Source organism: Aestuariivirga sp. (assembly GCF_047600585.1).
Classification (GTDB): domain Bacteria; phylum Pseudomonadota; class Alphaproteobacteria; order Rhizobiales; family Aestuariivirgaceae; genus Aestuariivirga.
Map to the genome: position 1 here is coordinate 2,709,644 of NZ_JASGKP010000001.1, position 20,839 is coordinate 2,730,482.

At 64.1% G+C, this 20,839-nt stretch carries 17 protein-coding genes and 1 tRNA gene; 7 read left to right on the top strand and 11 right to left on the bottom strand.

Annotated elements, in window-relative coordinates:
• The first annotated feature begins 5 nt into the window (after window positions 1-5).
• Complete coding sequence (locus QM801_RS13425) at window positions 6-1,217, top strand: hypothetical protein (RefSeq protein ID WP_415019718.1); 1,212 nt, start codon at window positions 6-8, stop codon at window positions 1,215-1,217.
• Here QM801_RS13425 and QM801_RS13430 read toward each other — a convergent pair.
• A complete protein-coding gene (locus tag QM801_RS13430) occupies window positions 1,207-1,614 on the bottom strand; it encodes an aconitase X swivel domain-containing protein (protein ID WP_415019719.1) in 408 nt (135 codons plus the stop codon). The two genes, QM801_RS13425 and QM801_RS13430, sit on opposite strands and share 11 nt — an antisense overlap.
• Window positions 1,611-2,873, bottom strand: coding sequence for an aconitase X (locus QM801_RS13435; RefSeq protein WP_415019720.1), 1,263 nt, complete (start codon window positions 2,871-2,873; stop codon window positions 1,611-1,613). The genes QM801_RS13430 and QM801_RS13435 overlap by 4 nt, the downstream gene beginning before the upstream one ends.
• Before the next feature lie 154 nt (window positions 2,874-3,027).
• Here QM801_RS13435 and QM801_RS13440 point away from each other — a divergent pair, with 154 nt between their 5' ends.
• The 4 genes from QM801_RS13440 (at window position 3,028) to mgtA (ending at window position 8,176) form a co-directional block, all read left to right on the top strand.
• On the top strand, window positions 3,028-3,687 hold the full coding sequence (locus tag QM801_RS13440) for a DUF3750 domain-containing protein (RefSeq protein ID WP_415019721.1): 660 nt from the start codon (window positions 3,028-3,030) through the stop codon (window positions 3,685-3,687).
• 95 nt (window positions 3,688-3,782) lie between these two features.
• Window positions 3,783-4,853, top strand: coding sequence for a class II fructose-bisphosphate aldolase (gene fba, locus QM801_RS13445; protein WP_415019722.1), 1,071 nt, complete (start codon window positions 3,783-3,785; stop codon window positions 4,851-4,853).
• A gap of 204 nt (window positions 4,854-5,057) precedes the next feature.
• Complete coding sequence (locus QM801_RS13450) at window positions 5,058-5,435, top strand: c-type cytochrome (protein WP_415019723.1); 378 nt, start codon at window positions 5,058-5,060, stop codon at window positions 5,433-5,435.
• 161 nt (window positions 5,436-5,596) lie between these two features.
• Window positions 5,597-8,176 (top strand): magnesium-translocating P-type ATPase, encoded by a 2,580-nt coding sequence (mgtA, locus tag QM801_RS13455; RefSeq protein ID WP_415019724.1) that lies wholly within the window; start codon window positions 5,597-5,599, stop codon window positions 8,174-8,176.
• Window positions 8,177-8,241: 65 nt separating this feature from the next.
• Here mgtA and QM801_RS13460 read toward each other — a convergent pair.
• Window positions 8,242-8,318, bottom strand: a tRNA-Arg gene (locus QM801_RS13460).
• Window positions 8,319-8,521: 203 nt separating this feature from the next.
• Between QM801_RS13460 and xsc the strand changes: the two genes are divergently transcribed.
• A complete protein-coding gene (gene xsc / locus QM801_RS13465) occupies window positions 8,522-10,300 on the top strand; it encodes a sulfoacetaldehyde acetyltransferase (protein ID WP_415019725.1) in 1,779 nt (592 codons plus the stop codon).
• A gap of 83 nt (window positions 10,301-10,383) precedes the next feature.
• Here the strand turns inward: xsc and QM801_RS13470 are convergent, their stop codons facing one another.
• Genes QM801_RS13470 through QM801_RS13480 form a run of 3 tightly spaced genes read right to left on the bottom strand, consistent with a single transcriptional unit; the run spans window position 10,384 to window position 15,945 of the window.
• Entirely contained in the window at window positions 10,384-11,673 is a 1,290-nt protein-coding gene (locus QM801_RS13470) for an NAD(P)/FAD-dependent oxidoreductase (protein ID WP_415019726.1), read from the bottom strand.
• 10 nt (window positions 11,674-11,683) lie between these two features.
• Window positions 11,684-14,950 carry an efflux RND transporter permease subunit gene (locus QM801_RS13475; protein WP_415019727.1) on the bottom strand — a complete coding sequence of 1,089 codons (3,267 nt, stop codon included), beginning with the start codon at window positions 14,948-14,950 and terminating at the stop codon, window positions 11,684-11,686.
• Window positions 14,947-15,945, bottom strand: coding sequence for an efflux RND transporter periplasmic adaptor subunit (locus QM801_RS13480; protein ID WP_415019728.1), 999 nt, complete (start codon window positions 15,943-15,945; stop codon window positions 14,947-14,949). Before QM801_RS13480 ends, QM801_RS13475 begins: the two co-directional genes overlap by 4 nt.
• 68 nt (window positions 15,946-16,013) lie before the next feature.
• Here QM801_RS13480 and QM801_RS13485 point away from each other — a divergent pair, with 68 nt between their 5' ends.
• Window positions 16,014-16,316, top strand: a complete 303-nt coding sequence (locus tag QM801_RS13485) for an ArsR/SmtB family transcription factor (protein ID WP_415019729.1) — start codon at window positions 16,014-16,016, stop codon at window positions 16,314-16,316.
• Here the strand turns inward: QM801_RS13485 and QM801_RS13490 are convergent, their stop codons facing one another.
• The 5 genes from QM801_RS13490 to QM801_RS13510 form a co-directional block, all read right to left on the bottom strand.
• A complete protein-coding gene (locus QM801_RS13490; protein WP_415019730.1) occupies window positions 16,317-16,520 on the bottom strand; it encodes a DUF2892 domain-containing protein in 204 nt (67 codons plus the stop codon).
• Window positions 16,521-16,758: 238 nt separating this feature from the next.
• Window positions 16,759-18,228: a mannitol dehydrogenase family protein gene (locus QM801_RS13495; RefSeq protein WP_415019731.1), complete on the bottom strand. Its 1,470-nt coding sequence runs from the start codon at window positions 18,226-18,228 to the stop codon at window positions 16,759-16,761.
• A gap of 4 nt (window positions 18,229-18,232) precedes the next feature.
• Window positions 18,233-19,003, bottom strand: a complete 771-nt coding sequence (locus tag QM801_RS13500) for an L-iditol 2-dehydrogenase (RefSeq protein WP_415019732.1) — start codon at window positions 19,001-19,003, stop codon at window positions 18,233-18,235.
• Window positions 19,003-20,004, bottom strand: coding sequence for an ABC transporter ATP-binding protein (locus tag QM801_RS13505; RefSeq protein ID WP_415019733.1), 1,002 nt, complete (start codon window positions 20,002-20,004; stop codon window positions 19,003-19,005). The genes QM801_RS13500 and QM801_RS13505 overlap by 1 nt, the downstream gene beginning before the upstream one ends.
• 1 nt (window position 20,005) lies before the next feature.
• Window positions 20,006-20,836, bottom strand: a complete 831-nt coding sequence (locus tag QM801_RS13510; RefSeq protein WP_415019734.1) for a carbohydrate ABC transporter permease — start codon at window positions 20,834-20,836, stop codon at window positions 20,006-20,008.
• Window positions 20,837-20,839 lie beyond the last annotated feature (3 nt).

The window sequence follows — 20,839 nt, forward strand, 5'->3', positions numbered from 1 at the left end:
GCTGCATGAAGCGGTTTGCCGTTCTTGTTCTCCTGATGCTCTCTGCCGTGCCTTTGCCCGGCCGCGGCTTTGCCGCCGACTGGGAGGGCATCTACCAGGGCACGCTCGGCAAGGCGAAGGTGATCGTGCAACTGGTCGAGCCGCTCGACGACATGGAAGGCGAGACCAAGCGCGAGACCTCGCGCTACAGCTATGTGCCGAAGGTGCGCGACCTCAACCCCGTGCTCACCAAGAAGGGAAAGACGCTTGCCTTCGACGAGACACCGCAGCAGTTCTACGAGTTCAATGGCGAGGGTGCCGAGAAGGTGATCACCGGCAAGTGGACAATCACCGCGGACGGCAAAACGGCGAAGGGCACCTGGGCCTCGCCCGACGGCAAGAAGAAGCTGCCGATCGCGCTCACCCGCGTGCCCGACCTTCCGGAGGAAGAGGCGGACCCCGCTCTCAATATCTGGAGCGACACCTACAACGACCTGTGGCTGAAGTCCGTGACCTTCAGCGATGCGGGGCTCGCGAAAAGCTTCGGCCCCATTGAGGTGCGCTGGCTGAAGGACTCCGCCTACGGCATCACCTATCCGGTGCTGGGCGCTTTTCCCGATGCGGCGCGGAAGGAGGCGGCGAACGCACTCCTCATGAAGGCGATCCGCAAATCGCTGGGCGATTACCGCGACTGCAAGAACGGCGTTCCACTCGACTGGGAACCGGAGAACGCGGTGGAGATGTCGTTCGAGATCAACTACGCCTCGCCCACGCTTCTGAGCTTCACCGAGTCCGGCTCGGTGTTCTGCGGCGGCGCGCATCCCTCAAACTATGCCACTCCGAGCACCTATGACCTGACGGCGCCTGCGCGCATCGGCGGCACGGAGAACCTCGACCTCTCGCCCGAAGGCTTTGGCCGCATCCTGAAGCTGGCCAACACGGACGAGCGCATCGCCTTCGAGAAATTCGCGCTTGGCCTCTGGAAGGCAGGCGCCGATGCCGACAAGGAGATGGGCCCCGATTGCGCAACGGGCTGGATCGAGGATGCTCCCGACGGGGCAAAGAATTTCTCGCTCTTCTTCACGGACAAGGGGCTGGCGGTTTTCCGCACCGATTACCCGCACGTGGCGTCGGTCTGCCTCGGCACCGACTTCAACCCGACGATTATTCCGTGGACGGAGCTTCGCCCCTGGCTGCAGGACGGGCAGACCTTGCTGACCACCGAACTCAAACCGTGATGCTGCCATCCCGCGCGATGGAAAGATGCGGCTGCTGCACCAGTAAGGCATAATCTTCCGCACTCACCGCGATCACCGGACATTGCCGGTCATAGAGGGCAGCGGCAACCTGTGCGCCCACCGCGAGGTTGATGTCCGGCGTGATGAGGATGATGCCGGTGGGTCCCGTGCCGCGCCGCACGGCCTCGGCAATGCCCCCCGGCGTGCCCCCCGAGCCCCGCGTTTCCGGCAGGAGCAGGATGTGGCCGCCCAATGCCACGCCACACTGGGCGTGATGGGTATCGACGATCTTGCCGGTGCGCGGATCGAAGGCGCCCCAGAAGCTCACGGGTTCGGTGAGGACAAGCGTCGGCCCCGCGGCCTCGCCCGGATTGAGAATGGTGCCCTGGACCTTCATGCGCGTCCGCTCCACAAGGCGGGATCGCGCCAGACTTCCCCCTTTACCGCGCTTTCGACACATTCGCGCAGCGAGCCGAAGCAGACTTCGACCGGCAGCATGCCCGGCGCGTAATAGGCCCACTTGGCGGCGTTGGTCATGACCCGGCCCTTCATGGTGTTGATGCCCGGCGCATAATAGCTGCAGATGTCGCCCACCACCTCCACGCCGGCCTTGCGCAGGATGTCGGCCCAGCCCTTCTGTTCGATGTACCCCATGACGAAGCGGCCCGCGGTGATGATGAAGCGGAGCCCGGGCTTCACCTTGCGGCCCTGCAGCAGGGTGACCACATCGGCAAATTCACTGGCGGAAAAATGCGGCGTGCCGAGCGCCACCACATCAAGCGGGCCATCACGGCCGGAGGAAAGCACGGCCTGAGCCTCGGCCAGATGCTGGCGGGTGAGGACGTGGGTTTCACCGCCGCGCCAGACCTTCTCGAGGGTTGGCGCATCGGGTGTGACGCCGGCACCATGCCAGAGTTCGACGCCGCCCGATGCCGCGACGGCGGAACTCACCGCCTTCAGGTTGTCGATGCTGGCATTCTTCGGCAAGCCACTCACCACCGGAATGCGGCGGCCCGCGAGCCTGCCCACGTGATGGCCGAGGAGGTGATAGAAAATGTCCTGGCGTTTCCACTCCTCCGGAATTTCATCCGTGGACAGATGAATTTGCGCGATGCGGCCCTCGTCCGTCTGCAATCCGGCGAAGGGCACCTTGCCCACTAGCGCGCAGGCGACATCGAGATAATCGCCGTACTTGTTGGTGCGGGCGCCGGTGACGGAATTGTAGAAGCTCACGGCATTGCTTTCGCCTGCGACGATCTGGTCGCCGAACTTCGGGCCGCCGGGCAGGTGATAGGGCGCGCAGGTCCAGGTCGGCTTGCAGCCCAGCGCCTCGTAAAGTTCGAGAAGCTTGCGCGCGCCGTCAACCATCTCGCGATCGGGGTTGCCGTCGTAGAGATGCGGGTGGGTGAGGCTGACGACGCCGTTGTTGCCCCAGGTGGGCACCGCGAAGGTGGCGCCGTGATCGAGGCAATACTGGGCGAAATCGATGTGGGCCTGGCCATTGTAGAAACAGGCATCGAGATGGGCGAAGGTGACCGGCTGCAGGCGCTTTGCCCCCATGATGCGGCCGGCCTGCAGCACCAGTTCCATGGCGAGCTTCATGGCGGGGCCGCGCTTGCCCGCCAGCAGATCATCGTCGTCCCGGTCTATTTGCATATATTCCTATTGTCCCAATTCCGCCGCAAAACAATGACATTCCTAACAGCATGCGGCGATTTCTCAAGTTTCTCGGCCTGTTCGTGTTCCTCCTGATCCTGCTGCCCTGCGCGGTGGGTGCGGGGATCGGCTACGCCAGGGGCTGGCCCAGTTCATGGCGGACGGCAAACTGGGGCTCCTCGCATGTGCTGCCCGCTGCGGCGGATGTGCCGGAGGCGACCGTGATGGTGCTCTCGTCGCGCACCGGGCAGTGGAAGAGCATTTCGCCGAACACATGTCGATCGTGCTCAAGCCGCAAGGGGCCGCGCAGTGGACGCGTTATGACGTCGTCGGCTGGGGCAACCCGGTGCGCAAGGACGCCTATGTGGCGGACGCCTTCTGGTACGGCAATGCGCCCCGCATCGTGACGCGGATCAGCGGCGCCGAGGCAGCGCGCCTCATTCCGAAGATCGAGGCCAGCATCGCCCGCTATCCCAATGCGGCGCGCGGCAGCTACACGGTCTGGCCCGGGCCCAACAGCAACACCTTCGTGAGCTGGGTGGTGCGCAACACCGACGGCTTCGCGGTGGAACTGCCGCCTGTCGCCGTGGGCAAGGACTGGCTGGGCTGGGTGGGGGCAGCCCCCGCCCCCAGCAAGACGGGCTACAGCTTTTCCATTGCCGGCGTGTTCGGCGGCACCCTGGCGCTGCGGGAGGGGCTGGAACTGCACCTGCTCGGCTCCACCATCGGCATCGATCCCGGCGACCTTGCCATCAAGCTGCCGGCCCTCGGGCGGCTGAGCCTGTTCGATCTGATGCCCAAAGCGATCTCCTAGGAGATTTTTGAGGTGCGCTCCTCAGAACCCTTTACGCTTTCCGCCTTTTCCTTTAACGCCAGCGGCGGAACCAGCCATCCCTCAGGAGACCACGCATGGCCCGCATCACCCTCCGCCAGTTGCTCGATCACGCCGCCGAACACGACTATGGCGTGCCCGCCTTCAACATCAACAACATGGAACAGGCGCTGGCCATCATGGTGGCGGCGGACAAGACGGACTCGCCCGTCATCATCCAGGCCTCGCGCGGCGCCCGCTCCTACGCCAACGACATCATGCTGAAGCACATGATGGATGCCGTCACCGAAATCTATCCGCACATTCCCGTCTGCGTGCATCTCGACCACGGCAACGAGCCGGGCACCTGCACCACCGCCATCCAGTTCGGCTTCACTTCGGTGATGATGGACGGCTCGCTGAAGGCCGACGGCAAGACGCCGGGCGACTGGGCCTACAACGTGGGTGTCACCAAGCGCGTCGTCGAGATGGCGCATTCGGGCGGTGTTTCGGTGGAAGGCGAGCTGGGCGTTCTGGGTTCGCTCGAAACCGGCATGGGCGACAAGGAAGACGGCCATGGCGCGGAAGGCAAGCTCTCCCACGACCAGCTTCTCACCAACCCCGATGAAGCGGTGAAGTTCGTGCAGGAAACCGATGTGGACGCGCTTGCGATCGCCATGGGCACCTCGCACGGCGCCTACAAGTTCACCCGCAAGCCCGACGGCAAGGTGCTGGCCATGAACGTGATCGAGGAGATCCACCGCAAGCTGCCGAACACCCACCTCGTGATGCACGGCTCCTCCTCCGTTCCGGAAGACCTGCAGGAGATCATCAACAAGTACGGCGGCAAGATGAAGCCCACCTGGGGCGTGCCGGTGGAAGAAATCCAGCGCGGCATCAAGCACGGCGTGCGCAAGATCAACATCGACACCGACAACCGCATGGCGCTGACCGGCGCCATCCGCAAGGTGCTGACGGAAGAGCCGTCGGAGTTTGATCCGCGCAAGTACCTGAAGCCCGCCATGGAGGCGATGACGAAGCTCTGCACCCAGCGCTTCCAGGATTTCAACACGGCGGGCCAGGCCTCGAAGATCAAGAAGGTGCTGCCGCTCTCCGAGATGGCCAAGCTCTATTCCAAGGGCGAACTGAAGCAGAAGATCGCAGCCTGAGGCTGTGGGCCTGTCCGGGCCCTGCAACCTTCATTGTTACAAAACTTTTTGCGGCGGCGGTGGTGAACCCCGCCGCTTTCTCTTTCGTTGATGTGACAGGCTGCCGCGATGAAACCCTGGCGTGCTGGTGGCATATGCCATCTCATGTCAACGTCAGGCCACGCCGTTGGCACACCCTACGGACAGTGACAAAGGACTGAAGACATGACTTTTGCAAAACCCCTCCTCGCCCTTTCCGCCCTCACGCTGCTGGCGGCCCCCGCCGTGGCCGGTGACGCCGCCAAGGGCGAACAGGTCGCCAAGCTGTGCATGGCCTGCCACAGCCTGACCGACGCCAAGACCAAGGTGGGCCCGAGCCTCGTTGGCGTCGTGGGCCGCCCCATCGCATCAGTCGAGGGCTACAGCTATTCCCAGAGCATCCTCGACTATGCCGCCAAGGCCGGTGCCTGGGATGAGGCCAAGCTCGACAGCTATATCGAGAACCCCAAGAAGGACGTGCCCAAGGGCAAGATGGCCTTCGGCGGCGTGAAGGACGCAACCAAGCGCGCCGACCTCATCGCCTATCTGGCGACGCTGAAGTAAGACTATCGTCCGTTCACGGATGAATGACGGCAGTGCCCGAAGGGGTGCTGCCGTTCTTGTTTTGGGGCGGACAGGGTTGCCAGCCGCGCATCAGTCAGCAGTTGTGGCCAGGGCGGGGCGGGCGCATACTCCGTGATCATCACCGGCAGAGACCCCTGCACATGCGCGTGGCGACCGAAGCGACGGCTGGCCTTCCCCAGGATGCCTATTGGGCGCGGCCTGCCGATGCGGTGCTGACGGAGCTTGGCAGTTCGCCCGCCGGACTTACTGCCGCCGAAGCCGCCGCCCGCCTGGCGCGCGACGGCGCCAACAGCCTTGCCGCCGCTTCGGCCAACAATCCCTTCCGGGTGTTCCTGCGCCAATTCTACAGCCCGCTGGTGCTGATCCTCGTTTTCGCCGCGGTCGTCTCAGGCCTCGTCGGTGAAGGCAACGAGGCGATCATCATCGGCGCCATCGTGCTCGCCAGCTGCACCCTCTCCTTCACCCAGGAGTATAGCGCGTCGAAGGCCATGGAGGCGCTGAAATCGCGGATCGAAAGCAAAGTCACCGTGTTGCGGGGCGGCGCCGAAACGGCCGTGCCGGTGGACCAAGTGGTGGCGGGCGACATCGTTCGCCTTGCGGGCGGCAACCTGATCCCCGCCGACGGCGTGCTGCTGCAGGCGCGCGACTTCAACGTAAGCGAGGCGGCTCTCACCGGCGAAACCTTCCCCGTGGTGAAGAGCCCCGGCACTTCGCCTGCCACCGCACAGCTTTCGGAACGCAACAACGTGGTCTTCACCGGCACCTCGGTGCGGAGCGGCACCGCCACCATGGCGGTGGTCAGGACCGGCGGCCATACCGAATTCGCCAGCATCGCGGCAACCCTTGCCCACGCAGCGCCCGAGACGGAGTTCAACCGCGGGATCCGCAGCTTCGGCTATCTCATGACCAAGGTGATGCTGGGGATCGTGATCGTCATCTTCTTCGCCAACATCCTGCTGCAGCGGCCGCCCATCGACTCCCTTCTCTTCTCGCTGGCGCTTGCCGTGGGGCTGACGCCGGAGCTGCTTCCCGCCATCATCAGCGTGACGCTGGCGCGCGGGGCCCGCACCATGGCGACGGGCGGCGTGATCGTGCGCCGCCTCGACGCGGTGGAAAACCTGGGCAGCATGGACCTGCTCTGCACCGACAAGACGGGTACGCTGACGCTGGGGGCGATCCGGCTGGATGCCTGCAACGATGCGGGCGGTGCGGACTCGCCTGCGGTGCGTCGCCTGGCGCTGCTCAATGCCACGCTGCAAACCGGCATGGCGAACCCGCTCGACGATGCAATCACCGCGGCCAAGACCGGAGCCGATGACATCGCGGCGGTGCGCAAGGTGGATGAGGTGCCCTACGACTTCGTGCGCAAGCGCCTCTCGGTGATCGTGCGCGAGAAGGATGCGACGGACGACCTGCTGATCTGCAAGGGCGCCGTGGCCAATGTGCTGGCGGTCTCGACGGCGATGCAGGGAGCAACGGGCGAGACGCCGCTCGATGCTGCGGCCTCGGCGGCGATCGAGCAGCGGGTGCAAGACTGGAGCATGCAGGGCTTCCGCGTCATCGCCGTGGCGGTGCGCCGCTTCACGCCGAAGCCCGCCTACGGCCAGGCCGATGAGGCCGGTCTGACGCTGATGGGCTTCCTGCTATTCTTCGATCCGCCCAAGCCGGGCATGGCCGAAACCGTGAAGGCGCTGGCGGCGCGGGGCATTCAGCTCAAGATGATTTCGGGCGACAGCCGCTACGTGGCCATGCATCTGGCCGAAGCTGTCGGCATGTCCCACCGCAACCTGCTGACCGGCGGCGACATCGCGAAACTGTCGAAGGAGGCGCTCTCGGCGCGGGTGCACCGCACCGACATCTTCGCCGAGATCGACCCCAACCAGAAGGAACGCATCATTGCCGCACTCCGGAGCCGCGGCCGCGTGGTGGGCTACATGGGTGACGGCATCAACGATGCGCCGGCACTGCACGAGGCCGATGTGGGAATCTCGGTTGATGGTGCGGTCGACGTGGCGCGGGAGGCCGCCGACATCATTCTCCTCAAGCAGGACCTGGGCGTGCTGCTGCAGGGCGTGGACGACGGGCGCAGCATCTTCGCCAACACGATGAAGTACATCGCCATCACCACCAGCGCCAATTTCGGCAACATGATCTCCATGGCCTTCGCCTCGCTGGTACTGCCCTTCCTGCCGCTCCTCGCGCAGCAGATCCTGCTCAACAACTTCCTCTCCGACGTGCCCTCGCTGGCGATTGCCACGGATCATGTGGATGCGGAGGAGACGCTGGCGCCGCGCCACTGGGACATCGGCTACATCCGCCGCTTCATGGTGACCTTCGGGCTCGTGAGCTCGGTGTTCGACTTCATCACCTTCGGCGTGCTGATCTATGTAGTGAATGCGGCGGAGGCGGTGTTCCAGACGGCGTGGTTCGTGGAGTCGCTGATCACGGAGCTGGCGATCGTGCTGGTGGTGCGCACGCGGCGCGCCGCTTTCCGCAGCCGCCCGGGCACGCTGCTCGCCGTGCTGACGCTCTCGGTGGCGGTGCTGGCGGTGGCCATTCCCTATCTGCCGGGGGCGGGCTGGTTCGGCTTCGTGCCGCTGCCCGCCCCGGTGATGCTGGCGCTGCTGGCGATCACGCTGGGCTATCTGGTGGTGTCGGAAACGACCAAGAGCCTGTTCTTCGCGCACGAGAAAAAGCGCGTGCACAGGCGAAGAAGGTGAGGAAGCGGGGTTCCATGACTCGCAACGCAAGCGCGTTGCTCGCATGGAATGACGATGAAAAGGGATGGCGCGCCCGACAGGATTCGAACCTGTGACCCCAGGTTTAGGAAACCTGTGCTCTATCCTGCTGAGCTACGGGCGCGTGCCCGTCCCTCGTACCATGGGGCCCGCTCGCTTCGCAATCGCCGCGGCTTCCCCCTCCCCATCATCCTGAAATCCGTCGCAAATCCTCCGCAGGCCTGCTCTACACCCCACGGTTCCAGCGGACCGGGCAATCTGGACCTAGCATAGGTCCAGCAAGCCGGATATTTTCAACTGGACCCCTCATTCCGGAGACACGCCCACATGAAGATGACCACCGAAGAAGCCTTCATCAAAGTTCTGCAGATGCACGGCATCGACAATGCCTTCGGCATCATCGGCTCGGCCTTCATGCCGATCTCTGACCTCTTCCCCCGCGCGGGCATCACCTTCTGGGACTGCGCCCATGAAGGCTCGGGCGGCATGATGGCCGACGGCTTCACCCGCGCCTCGGGCCGCATGTGCATGATGATCGCCCAGAACGGCCCGGGCATCACCAACTTCGTGACCGCGGTGAAGACCGCCTACTGGAACCACACGCCGCTGCTGCTCGTGACGCCTCAGGCCGCCAACCGCACCATCGGCCAGGGCGGCTTCCAGGAAGTGGAACAGATGGCACTGTTCAAGGACATGGTCTGCTACCAGGAAGAAGTGCGTGATGCGCACCGCGTGGCGGAAGTGCTGAACCGCGTGATCATGAATGCCAAGCGCCTGTCCGCGCCGGCACAGATCAACATGCCGCGCGACCTCTTCACCCATGTGGTCGATATCGAGCTGCCGGTGCCTGTCGATTTCGAGCGCCCCTCGGGCGGCGACGACTCGCTCTCGCTCGCTGCGAAGCTGCTGTCGGAAGCGAAGTTCCCGGTGATCCTGAACGGTGCAGGCGTGGTGATCGGTGGCGCCATCCCGGCCTCGAAGGCCTTGGCCGAGCGCCTCGATGCGCCGGTCTGCGTGGGCTACCAGCACAATGACGCCTTCCCCGGCTCGCACCCGCTGTTCGCGGGGCCCCTGGGCTACAACGGCTCCAAGGCGGCGATGGAACTGATCAAGCAGGCGGATGTGGTGCTGGCGCTGGGTACGCGCCTCAACCCCTTCTCGACGCTGCCGGGCTATGGCCTCGAATACTGGCCGAAGGACGCCAAGGTGATCCAGGTCGACATCAACCCGAACCGCATCGGCCTCACCAAGAAGGTGGCCGTGGGCATCGTGGGTGATGCCAAGCGCGTGGCGGAAGGCATCCTGGCCCGCCTCTCGCCCAAGGCGGGCGACGCCGGCCGCGCCGAGCGCAAGAACCTGATCTCCACCACGAAGTCGCGCTGGGCGCAGGAGCTCTCGTCGATGGATCACGAGAACGATGATCCGGGCACCACGTGGAACGAGCGCGCCCGCAAGGCGAAGCCCGACTGGATGAGCCCGCGCATGGCCTGGCGTGCGATCCAGAGCGCGCTGCCGCGCAATGCCATCATCTCCTCCGACATCGGCAACAACTGCGCCATCGGCAATGCCTATCCCTCGTTCGAAGAGGGCCGCAAGTATCTCGCCCCCGGCCTGTTCGGCCCCTGCGGCTATGGCCTGCCGTCGATCATCGGCGCCAAGATCGCCTGCCCGGATGTGCCCGTCGTGGGCTTTGCCGGTGACGGCGCCTTCGGCATCGCGGTCACGGAACTCACCGCCATCGGCCGCAAGGAATGGCCGGCGATCACCATGGTCGTCTTCCGCAACTATCAGTGGGGCGCGGAAAAGCGGAACTCCACCCTGTGGTACGACGACAACTTCGTGGGCACCGAGCTTGACCCCGAGGTGACCTATGCCGGCATCGCCAAGGCCTGTGGCCTTCAGGGCGTGCAGGCCCGCACCATGGACCAGCTCCGCGATGCGCTTGCCAAGGCGATCGAGGACCAGATGAAGCACGGCAAGACCACGCTCATCGAAGCCATGATCAACCAGGAACTGGGCGACCCCTTCCGCCGCGACGCCATGAAGAAGCCCGTGGTGGTGGCTGGCGTCGATGCCAAGGACATGCGCCCGCAGAAGGTGGCGTAAGCCGTTTCAGGAAGAGCTGAGGAAAGGAGCGCAAGCCACAGGCTGCGCTCCTTTTTTGTTGTCGAGAACGGCTGGACGGCACCTCAGGCGCTGATCGTGGTTTCCTTCAGCTTGCCGATGCCCAGCACATCGAGCGCCAGCTTCTCGTAGAAGGTCTCGCTGGTGCCGCGGCGCATCTTGTGGAGGAAGTACTTCTCGAAGCCGATCTTGGCGCCGTGCACCCACTTGCCCGACGACGACCAGTTGACGTTGCGCGGCGGAATCTGCGGCTGGGCCACGAAGGCAACGCCTGAGTCACCGAAGTCCGCAAGGCACACGGCATTCCAGGTGGCCTGATGCTTCGGCTCCTCACCGCGGAGCAGCAGGGCGATGTTGTGGGCCGTTGCCGTGACCATGGACTCGATCATGAAGCCGGTCTTCGGCACGCCGCAGGGCACGGGTGTGGGCCCCATGGGTGGAATGGCGACGCAGACACCGACGGCGAAGACGTTCTTGAACGTCGGGTTGCGCTGGTGCTTGTCGATGATGGTGAAGCCGCGCGGGTTCGACAGGCCCTCGATGCCGCGCAAGGGTGCGATGCCGCGGAAGGCGGGAAGCATCATGGCAAAGCCGAAGGGCAGTTCCTTGGTGGCCTTGACGCTGCCGTCATCACCCACCTCCTCCACAGTCATCTTGCCTTGTTCCACCTTCTTGACGCGCGAGCTGGTGGACCACTTGATGTGGTGGCCACGCATTTCGCCCTCGAGCAGGCCCTTGGTATCGCCCACCCCATCAAGGCCGAGGTGGCCGATGTAGGGTTCGGCTGTCACGAAGGTCATGGGCACGCGGTCGCGGATCTTGCGGCGGCGGAGTTCCGTTTCGAGGATGAAGAGGAACTCGTAGGCCGGACCGAAGCACGAAGCGCCCTGCACTGCGCCCACGATGATGGGGGCGGGATTCTTGCAGAATTCCTCGAAGGCCTGCCCCGCCTTCTGGGCATGGTCGACGTGGCAGACGGACTGGGTGAAGCCGCCGTGGGGCCCCAAGCCCTCGATCTCGTCGAAGGCGAGTTCGGGGCCGGTGGCGATGATGAGATAGTCGTAGGTGACGGTGGAGCCATCCTCGAGCGTGATGGCGTTGATGGCGGGATCGACCTTGGTCGCGGGCGAGGGCCGGAAGGCGATGCCCTTCTTCTCGAAGACGGGTGCGAGATCGACTTCCACGTCCTCGCGCTTCCGCCAGTTCACGGCGACCCAGGGGTTCGACGGTACGAAGTGGTACCTCGGCTCCTTGGTGATGACCGTGATGGTGTCTTCGGGCCGGAGCTTTTCCTTCATCTCGTAGGCCATGATGGTGCCGCCCAAGCCGGCCCCGAGAACAACGATATGCGCCATGATTTCCTCCCTATGACAGCACTTCGGATTGCGGATGATCAGTATCGGTTACAGATGTGGGCGTGGCCGCAGGCGGCGGCGCCTTGTAGCGGAGCGCCATGTAGATGGCGGGAATGACGATGACGGTGAGCGCCGTCGACGAGGCAAGGCCGAAGAGCAGCGAGATGGCGAGGCCCTGGAAGATGGGGTCGGCCAGGATCACCACAGCACCAATCATCGCGGCAATGGCGGTGAGGAGGATCGGCTTGAAGCGGATGGCGCCTGCCTCGAGCAGCACGTCGCGCAGGTCGCGGCCGGTCATGTCGGCATGGCGCACGAAATCGACGAGCAGGATCGAGTTCCGCACGATGATGCCGGCGAGCGCGATGAAGCCGATCATGGAGGTGGCGGTGAAGGCCGCGCCGAAGATCCAGTGCCCGAACATGATGCCGATCAGGGTGAGCGGAATGGGCGTGAGGATGACGAGCGGCAGCTTGAAGGATTTGAACTGCGCCACGACGAGAATGTAGATTCCGAGCAGCGCCACGCCGAAGGCGGCACCCATGTCGCGGAAGGTGACCCAGGTCACTTCCCATTCGCCATCCCACAGCAGCGACGGCTTCGATTCATCGATCGGCTGGCCGTGGAGAATGACCTCCGGCTTGACGAGGCCTGTCCAGTCCACCTGGTCGAGGGCGCGGCCCACATCGAGCATGCCGTAGACGGGAGCCTCGAAGGCGCCCGCCAATTCGGCCTGCACCATTTCGGCGGGTTTGCCGTTGTGGCGGAAGATGGGGAAGGAGGATTGCTCCTGCTTCACCCGCACCACGTCACCCAGTTCGACGACACCACGGCCGCCGGGAAGGGCATTCGCAGGCACGGGCGTGGAGAGAACGCGCTCGTCCAGCACCTTCTCCGACTTGGGCAGGCTGAGGCGGATGGGGATGGGTTGACGGCCACCACCGCGATGGGAATAGCCGACGGTGGTCTGGGCGAAGAGATATTGCAGGGTTGAATAGACATCCGCTTCCTCGACCTTGTGATACTCGAGATTGTCCTGGTCGATGGCGGCGCGCAGGCGCGGCTTCTGCACGCCGTAGCTGTCGTCGATGTCGACGACGAAGGGCACCTTGGCAAAGGCTTCACGCACCTTTGCGGCAGTGGCGCGGCGGGTCTCCGGATCAGGGCCGTAGATTTCCGCAAGCAGCGTGGCGAGCACCGGCGGGCCGGGCGGCGGCTCCACCACCTTGACGGACGTGCCCTCCGGCATGGGCAGCGCCTTCAGCCTCTCGCGCAGATCAAGCGCGATCTGATGGCTGGTGCGGCTCCGGTCCGACTTGCCGCTGAGGGTGAGCTGCACGTCGCCCATCTCGGGATTGCTGCGCACGTAGTAATGGCGGACGAGGCCGTTGAAATTGAAGGGCGCGGCGGTGCCGGCATAGGTCTGCACCGAAATCACTTCGGGGAGCGCCAGCCCCTTGGCGGCGATTTCCTTGAGGCGGCCATCGGTGGTTTCAACCGAGGCGCCTTCCGGCAGATCGACGACGACCTGCAGTTCCGACTTGTTGTCGAAGGGGAGAAGCTTCACCGTCACGTCCTTGGTGTAGAAGAGGACGAGCGACGCCAGCGTCACGATGCCCACGGCAATGAGGAAGAGCCAGCTCCGCGCCTTGCTCTTGAGAACAGGCCGGGCGACGGCAAGATAGACGCGGCCGAAGACGCCGCCGGGCGTGGCGCCGCCATGTTCATTGTGAGCTGCGTGGCCATGGGCGCTGCCGAACTTCATCATCAGCCAGGGCGTGACCATGACGGCGACGAAGAAGGAGAAGATCATCGCGGCGGAGGCATTGGCCGGAATGGGGCTCATGTAGGGGCCCATCAACCCCGAGACGAAGAGCATGGGGAGCAGTGCCGCCACCACCGTGAGGGTGGCGACGATGGTGGGATTGCCCACCTCGGCCACGGCATCCACGGCTGCATCGATGCGGCTGCGGCCATCCTTCATGGCCCAGTGGCGGGCGATGTTCTCGATCACCACGATGGCATCATCCACCAGAATGCCGATCGAGAAGATGAGGGCAAAGAGGCTGACGCGGTTCAGCGTGTAGCCCATGATGCGGGCCGCGAAGAGCGTGAGCAGGATCGTGGTGGGAATGACAATGGCGACCACCAGCGCCTCGCGCCAGCCGATCGCCAGAGCGACGAGGATCACGATGGAGATGGTGGCAAGGCCGAGGTGGAAGAGGAGTTCGTTGGCCTTCTCGTTGGCGGTTTCGCCGTAGTTGCGCGTGACCTCGACGCGAAGGTCGTCCGGCACGACGCTGCCCTTCAGCTCTTCCAGGCGCTGGACGATGTGCTCGGAGATCACCACGGCGTTGGTGCCGGGGCGCTTGGCGATGGCAAGCGAGACGGCGGGGACCGAGGTGACGCCACTCTCCGTCTTGGCAATGGAATTGACGCGGGTTTCGTTGCTGTCGCCCACGAGGACGATGCGGGCGACATCCCGCACATAGACCGGGCGGCCATCACGCGCGGTGATGAGGATGTTGCCGATTTCAGCGGGCGACTGCAGGGTCTGCCCCGCCATGATGGAGATCTGCTTGCCGCCATCGCGGACCTGGCCTGCCTCGAAGGAGCGGTTGGCGCCCGAGACCTTGCCAGCCAGCTGCTGCAGCGTGATGCCGTAGAGCGAGAGCTTTTCCGGATCGGGCTCGATGCGGATTTCCTCAGTCTGTTCGCCGACAATGTAGGACAGGCCGATGTCATCGAGCTTGGCGAGTTCGACCTGTAGCTCGCGGGTGACGCGGCTGATGCCATCCGCCGTCCAGTGGGCGGCGGCCTCGGGCTTCGGTGAAAGGGTGAGGACCACGATTGCAACGTCATCGATGCCGCGGCCGACGATCAGCGGTTCCGGAATGCCCACGGGGATGCGGTCCATGTTGGCGCGCACCTTCTCGTGCACGCGCAGGATCGCGGCATCGGGGCTGGTGCCGACGAGGAAGCGGGCCGTGACCATGGCGCCGTCATCGCGGGTCTGGGAATAGACGTGCTCGACGCCGTCGATGCTCTTGATGATGGTTTCGAGAGGCTCGGTGACGAGCTTCACCGCATCTTCCGCCTTGAGGCCATCGGCATGGACATGAATGTCCACCATGGGCACGGAAATCTGCGGTTCTTCCTCGCGCGGCAGCGTGATGAGTGCGACGAGGCCCACCATGAAGGCGGCAAGAAGAAAGAGAGGGGTGAGCGGCGAGGCGATGAAGGAGCGCGTGAGGCCGCCGGCAATTCCAAGCTTCATGGCGTGATCACCGTATCGCCGGCGGAAAGGCCGGAGAGGATTTCAACCTGGGGACCGTTCTCGCCGGGCGTGATGCCGCCGACGATGACGGCGACGTCGAGGGGCCCATCGGCGCCCTTCACCGTGACATAGTCGACGCCGTGCCTGTTGCTCACGGCGGCAGCGGGGACACTGATCACCTCGCGGGTTTCAACCGGCACCCAGACCAGGGTGCGTTCGCCCACGAAGAAGTCGCCGAGGCCATCCACCTCCACATCGGCGATGACGTGGCCGCCATCCAGTTCGGGATAGACCTTCACCAGCTTGCCCTCGCGGGCGCCATTGGCGGATTGGTCACCCATGCCGCGGGCACCGACGCGGACGACGTCGCCCTCCCTGATCATGGCGGCGTGACGCTCAGGCAGGGACAGGCGGAGGAAATAGCCGCCGCCCGCAATGCGGGCGACGGTTTCGCCCGGCATGATGACCGAACCCTTGGTGACGGGCACGGTGAGCACGCGGCCGGGCGCCGGCGCGATCACCTGGCCTTCGGTCGACTGCTGCACGAGCACGGAGCGTTCGGCCTTGGCGGCTTCGACCTGGCGGTTCAGCACATCATATTGCGTCTGCAGGGTATCCACCCTGCTCTTCGGCACCACGCCCTGGGCGAGGAGCTTCTTGCCGCGATCGAGTTCCGTGAGGGCGTTGGCGAGTTCCGCGCCAAGGGCGGCGATGCGGGCATCAAGGGCTTCGAGTTGCAGGGCAAGCTTGTCATCCACCACGGTTGCAATGACATCGCCCGCCTTCACGGCCGAGCCTTCATCCACCGCCAGGGAAACGATGGTGCCGCCGATGCGGGCGCGGGCGGGCACAACATCCCGGCTTTCCACTTGGCCGAAGACCGACTTGTAGTCGGACACGGCCATTGGCGTGACCTTGATCTCGCCCGCAAGCCCTTGCTGAATCAATGCAAAAAGGCCCACAATGCCAGCCGCTATCCGTTTCATACGCGTCATGTCCCTGCCCTGCTTCCAATTCCGCTTGCCAAGTCCCTATATATGTATATTTTAGAAGATACGCAAATATGAATATACAAGAATTGAACCGTTCCGCCGAGAAGGCCAGCGACTTCCTGAAGTCGCTCGCCAATCCCAACCGCCTGCGCATTCTCTGCCTGATCATGGAGGGCGAGAGGCCGGTGGGCGAACTCGCGGATGCGATCGGCATCAACCAGAGCGCCACGTCGCAGCACCTTGCGCTGATGCGCCGCGAGGGCCTGGTGAAAACCCGGCGCGACGGCCAGACCATTTACTATCAGCTCGCCGACAAGAACGTGGCGCGCACCCTCAGGCTGCTGAGCGATCTTTTCTGCCCGCCGTCGAAGTGATCACTCGAAGGCTGGACCGGGCTTTGCGCCCAGCTTCTTGAAGACGATGGCCGCCGGGCAGAAGCCGGTGAACGACGCCTGGATCAGGTTGAAGCCGGCGAAGACGGTGAGCAGCAGCCAGTAGGGCGAGACGAAATGCGCCAGCGCCACCGAGACCAGCACCACCACCCCTGCAAACCTCATGACGACCTTGTCGAGACACATGGTTCGGTTCCTTTTCTATAACATGCGTTAATTCTAATATACGCATATACAGGGTGCGATTGGGGATTGCAAGGGGGCAATGGGGGGCGTGGAGACTGATGTGCATCCTTCGAGGCTCGGCTTCGCCTCGCACCTCAGGATGAGGACGTAAGTTATTCCCTCATGCTGAGGTGCCGCGCAGCGGCCTCGAAGCATGCGAACGCGGTCGGAGTGTCGCGCCGCAGCAAATACTGTGCAATCACCCGCCCACGTAGTCCGTGAGCGTTTGCGCCGTACCCCTGCTCCACAGGCTGCCGAGAGCCGCAGCGAAGGCGGTTCGGAAGGTTTCTGATTTCGCCACGTCGCCATAGATGTCATCCATGGTGAGCCATTGCAGCGGATCATCCTTGGCCTTGCGCGAGAGGGCCTGCAGGCGGTCCCAGCTCGGATCGTTGGGCTCGATCACCTTGCCTGCTTCGCTCACGCCATAGCAGTAGCGGCACCACAGCGCCGACTCGAGGGCAAGACCCTTGATCGAACGCCCCGCCTTCAGGTTGTCGGCGATCACGGGCACGATGAACTTGGGCTGGCGGTTCGAACCGTCGAGGCAGAGGCGGCGCTCGGTGTCGCCGATCTTCGGATTGGAGAAGCGGCGGTCGATGAGCTTGTAGTAGTCCGCGAGATCAGTATTGGGCACCGGCGGCACCGAGGGGATGATCTCCTCCTCCTCCACCTTGGCGAAGAAGCCGCGGATGAGGGGATGCTGCATGGCCTCATGGACATAATGCACGTCGAGCAAGCCGCCCGGATAGGCGATGACAGCATGGCCGCCGTTGAGAATGCGGATCTTCATGTATTCGAAGGGCGTGACGTCGGGCACGAACTGCGCGCCGACCTTCTCCCACTGCGGGCGGCCGAGCGGGAAATGATCCTCCACCACCCACTGCTTGAACTCCTCGCAGAAGACAGGCCAGGCATCGGTGATGCCATAGGTTTCTTCCACGTGGGCGCGTTCGCGATCGGAGGTGGCAGGGGTGATGCGATCCACCATGGCATTGGGGAAGGCGACGTTGGCCTCAACCCAGGCGGCAAGATCAGGATCAAACAGGCGCGCAAGGCCCGCCACGGCATTGCGGGTGACGACGCCATTGTGGGGAACGTTGTCGCACGACATGACCGTGAAGGGCGGAATGCCCTTGGCCCTGCGGCGGGCCAAGCCTGCAAGGATGAGGCCGAAGACCGAGGTCGGGTCTTTCGAATTGGTAGCATCGCGCGCGATGGCCGGATGGGCGGGATCGAACTTCCCCGTCGCCGGATTGATCATGTAGCCACCTTCCGTCACGGTGAGCGAGACGATGCGGATGGCGGGGTCTTCCAGCGTGGCAAGAAGGCGCACACGGTCTGCGGGCGGAATGAAGTCGATCATCGCGCCCGTGACACGAGCGGAACTGACATTGGCCTCCTGCTCCACCACGGTCGTCAGATAATCCTGGGCTTCGAGCTTCTGGCGCATCACCTCGTCGGAGGGCAGCACACCAGCACCGATGATGGCCCAGTCCTGATCGAGGCCCATGTTGAAGAGGTCATCGAGATAGACCGCGAGATGGGCGCGATGGAAATTGCCCACGCCGAAATGGACGATGCCGGGCTTCAGGGCGGAACGCGCATAATGCGGCGTGCTCACCGTGGCATTCAGGCCGCGAACGGAACTCAGGGAAAGCTTGGGCATGGTCTCAACTCATCCATTGTCCGCCGTCGACATTGAAGGTCTGGGCGACGACGTAATCACTCTCGGCACCGGCGAGGAAGACGGCGCAGCCGACGTGATCGTCGGGCAGGCCCATGCGGCCGTAAGGCACACCCTCGCCGACGAGGCGCTTCTTCTCGCCGAGCGGGCGGTTCTCGTATTTGGCGAAGAGGGCATCGACATGCTCCCACATGGGTGTATCGACGACGCCGGGGGCAATGCCGTTCACGTTGATCTTGTGCTTGATGAGGGCAAGGCCCGCCGATTGGGTGAGCGAGATCACCGCCGCCTTGGAGGCGCAGTAGACGGCGACGAGGGGCTCGCCGCGGCGGCCGGCCTGGGAGGCGAAGTTGATGATCTTGCCGCCCTTGCCGCGCTTGACCATGGAGCGCGCCACCGCCTGCATCATGAAGAGCACGCCCTTCACGTTGACGGCGAAGACCTTCTCGTAGCTCTTCTCGGAAATCTCCTCGAGCGGGCCCATGTCGAAGATGGCAGCGTTGTTGACGAGGATGTCGACACCGCCTGCCTCCTTCTCGACGGCGGCGACGCAATCGGCAACAGAGGCGAGGTTTGTGACATCGAGCTTGAAGGCGAAGGAGCCGCCGCCGATCGCCTTGGCGGTCTTCTGCGCCTCCTCGAATTCGATGTCGGCGACGCAGACGCGTGCCCCTTCCCGGACATAACCTTGCGCAATGGCAGCGCCGATTCCGCGTGCGCCGCCGGTGATGATCGCAACCTTATCTTTCAATCGCATCAACGTATTACCTTCCCGTTCTCATCGAACCTGTGAAGACGGTTTAAGTCAGGCTTGAGGGAAATGCCATCGCCATCCTTGCCGCGGAAATCGCCGGGCGCGCGCACCACGAGGCGGCCTGCGGGGCCGGCATCCACATGCAGGAAACTGTCGGCGCCCAGGTGTTCGGCAAGCGCGATCTTGCCCGTCCACGTCCCTGCCCCGGCCGCGATCTCGATGTGCTCCGGACGGATGCCGATCGTGTGTGCCTTGTGCTTTGCCGCTTCCGCACCGGTGATGAAATTCATCTTGGGGGAGCCGATGAAGCCCGCGACGAAGAGCGAGTCCGGATTGTTGTAAAGCTCGAGCGGCGAACCCACCTGCTCGATGTTGCCGCGGTTCAGCACCACGATGCGGTCGGCCATGGTCATGGCCTCCACCTGGTCGTGGGTCACATAGATCATGGTCGAACCCAGGTCCTTGTGGAGCTGCATGATGAAGACGCGCATGTTGACGCGCAGGGCCGCATCGAGGTTGGAGAGCGGCTCGTCGAAGAGGAAGGCCTTGGGCTGGCGCACGATGGCGCGGCCGATGGCAACACGCTGGCGCTGGCCGCCCGAGAGTTGGCGGGGCTTGCGGTCGAGGTATTCGGTCAGGTTCAGGGTGGCGGCGGCCTTCGCCACCTTCTCGTCGATCTCGGCCTTGGGCACGCCCGCCATCTTGAGGCCGAAGGCGATGTTGTTGCGCACGCTCATGTGCGGGTAGAGGGCGTAGGACTGGAAGACCATGGCGAGGCCGCGTTCGGAGGGTGCTGCCGCCGTCACGTCCCTGCCGTCGATCTCGATCACGCCGGAGGTGAGGTCCTCGAGGCCCGCGATGAGGCGGAGCAGCGTGGACTTGCCGCAGCCCGAGGGGCCGACGAAGACGATGAACTCGCCGTTGCCGATGTCGAGGTTGGCATTGGGGATGATGGTGGCATCGCCAAAAGCCTTGCGCACGTTCCTGAGTGAGATCGTTCCCATGTTACTTCACCGCTCCGAATGTCAGGCCGCGCACAAGCTGCTTCTGGGCGAACCAGCCGAGCACGAGGATGGGGGCAATCGCCATGGTGGAGGCAGCCGAGAGCTTGGCCCAGAACAGGCCCTCGGGCGAGGAATAGCTGGCGATGAACTGCGTGAGGGGTGCCGCTTCCTTGGTGGTGAGCGACAGCGTCCAGAAGGCTTCATTCCAGGCGAGGATGACGTTGAGCAGAACCGTCGAGGCAATGCCCGGCACCGCCATGGGGGTGAGCACGTAGACGAGTTCCTTCCACACCGTGGCGCCATCCATGCGCGAGGCCTCGAGGATCTCGGCGGGGATTTCCTTGAAGTAGGTGTAGAGCATCCAGATGATGATCGGCAGGTTGAGGAGCATCAGCACGGTGATGATGCCGCCGCGCGAGTCGAGCAGGCCGAAGTCACGGAAGATCAGGTAGATCGGGATCAAGGCGCCCACGGGCGGCATCATCTTGGTGGAGAGCATCCACATCAGCAGGTCCTTGGTCTTCCTGCCGGGTGCGAAGGCCATGCCCCAGGCGGAAGGAATGGCGATCAGCAGCGCAAAGAAGGTGGAGCCCAGCGCCAGGATCACCGAGTTCATGGCGAACTTGAAGTAGTTGGAGCGCTCCTGGACGATGCCATAGTTCTCGGTGGTCCAGTCGAAGAAGATGAACTTCGGCGGGATCAGGATGGCGTCGCCTTCCGTCTTGAAACTGGTGAGGAAGGTCCAGAGGATCGGGAAGAAGATGATGAAGGCCACGGACCAGGCGAGGATGGTGAAGAACCATTTGCGGCGGGGAGAGATTGCGCGTGCCATGCT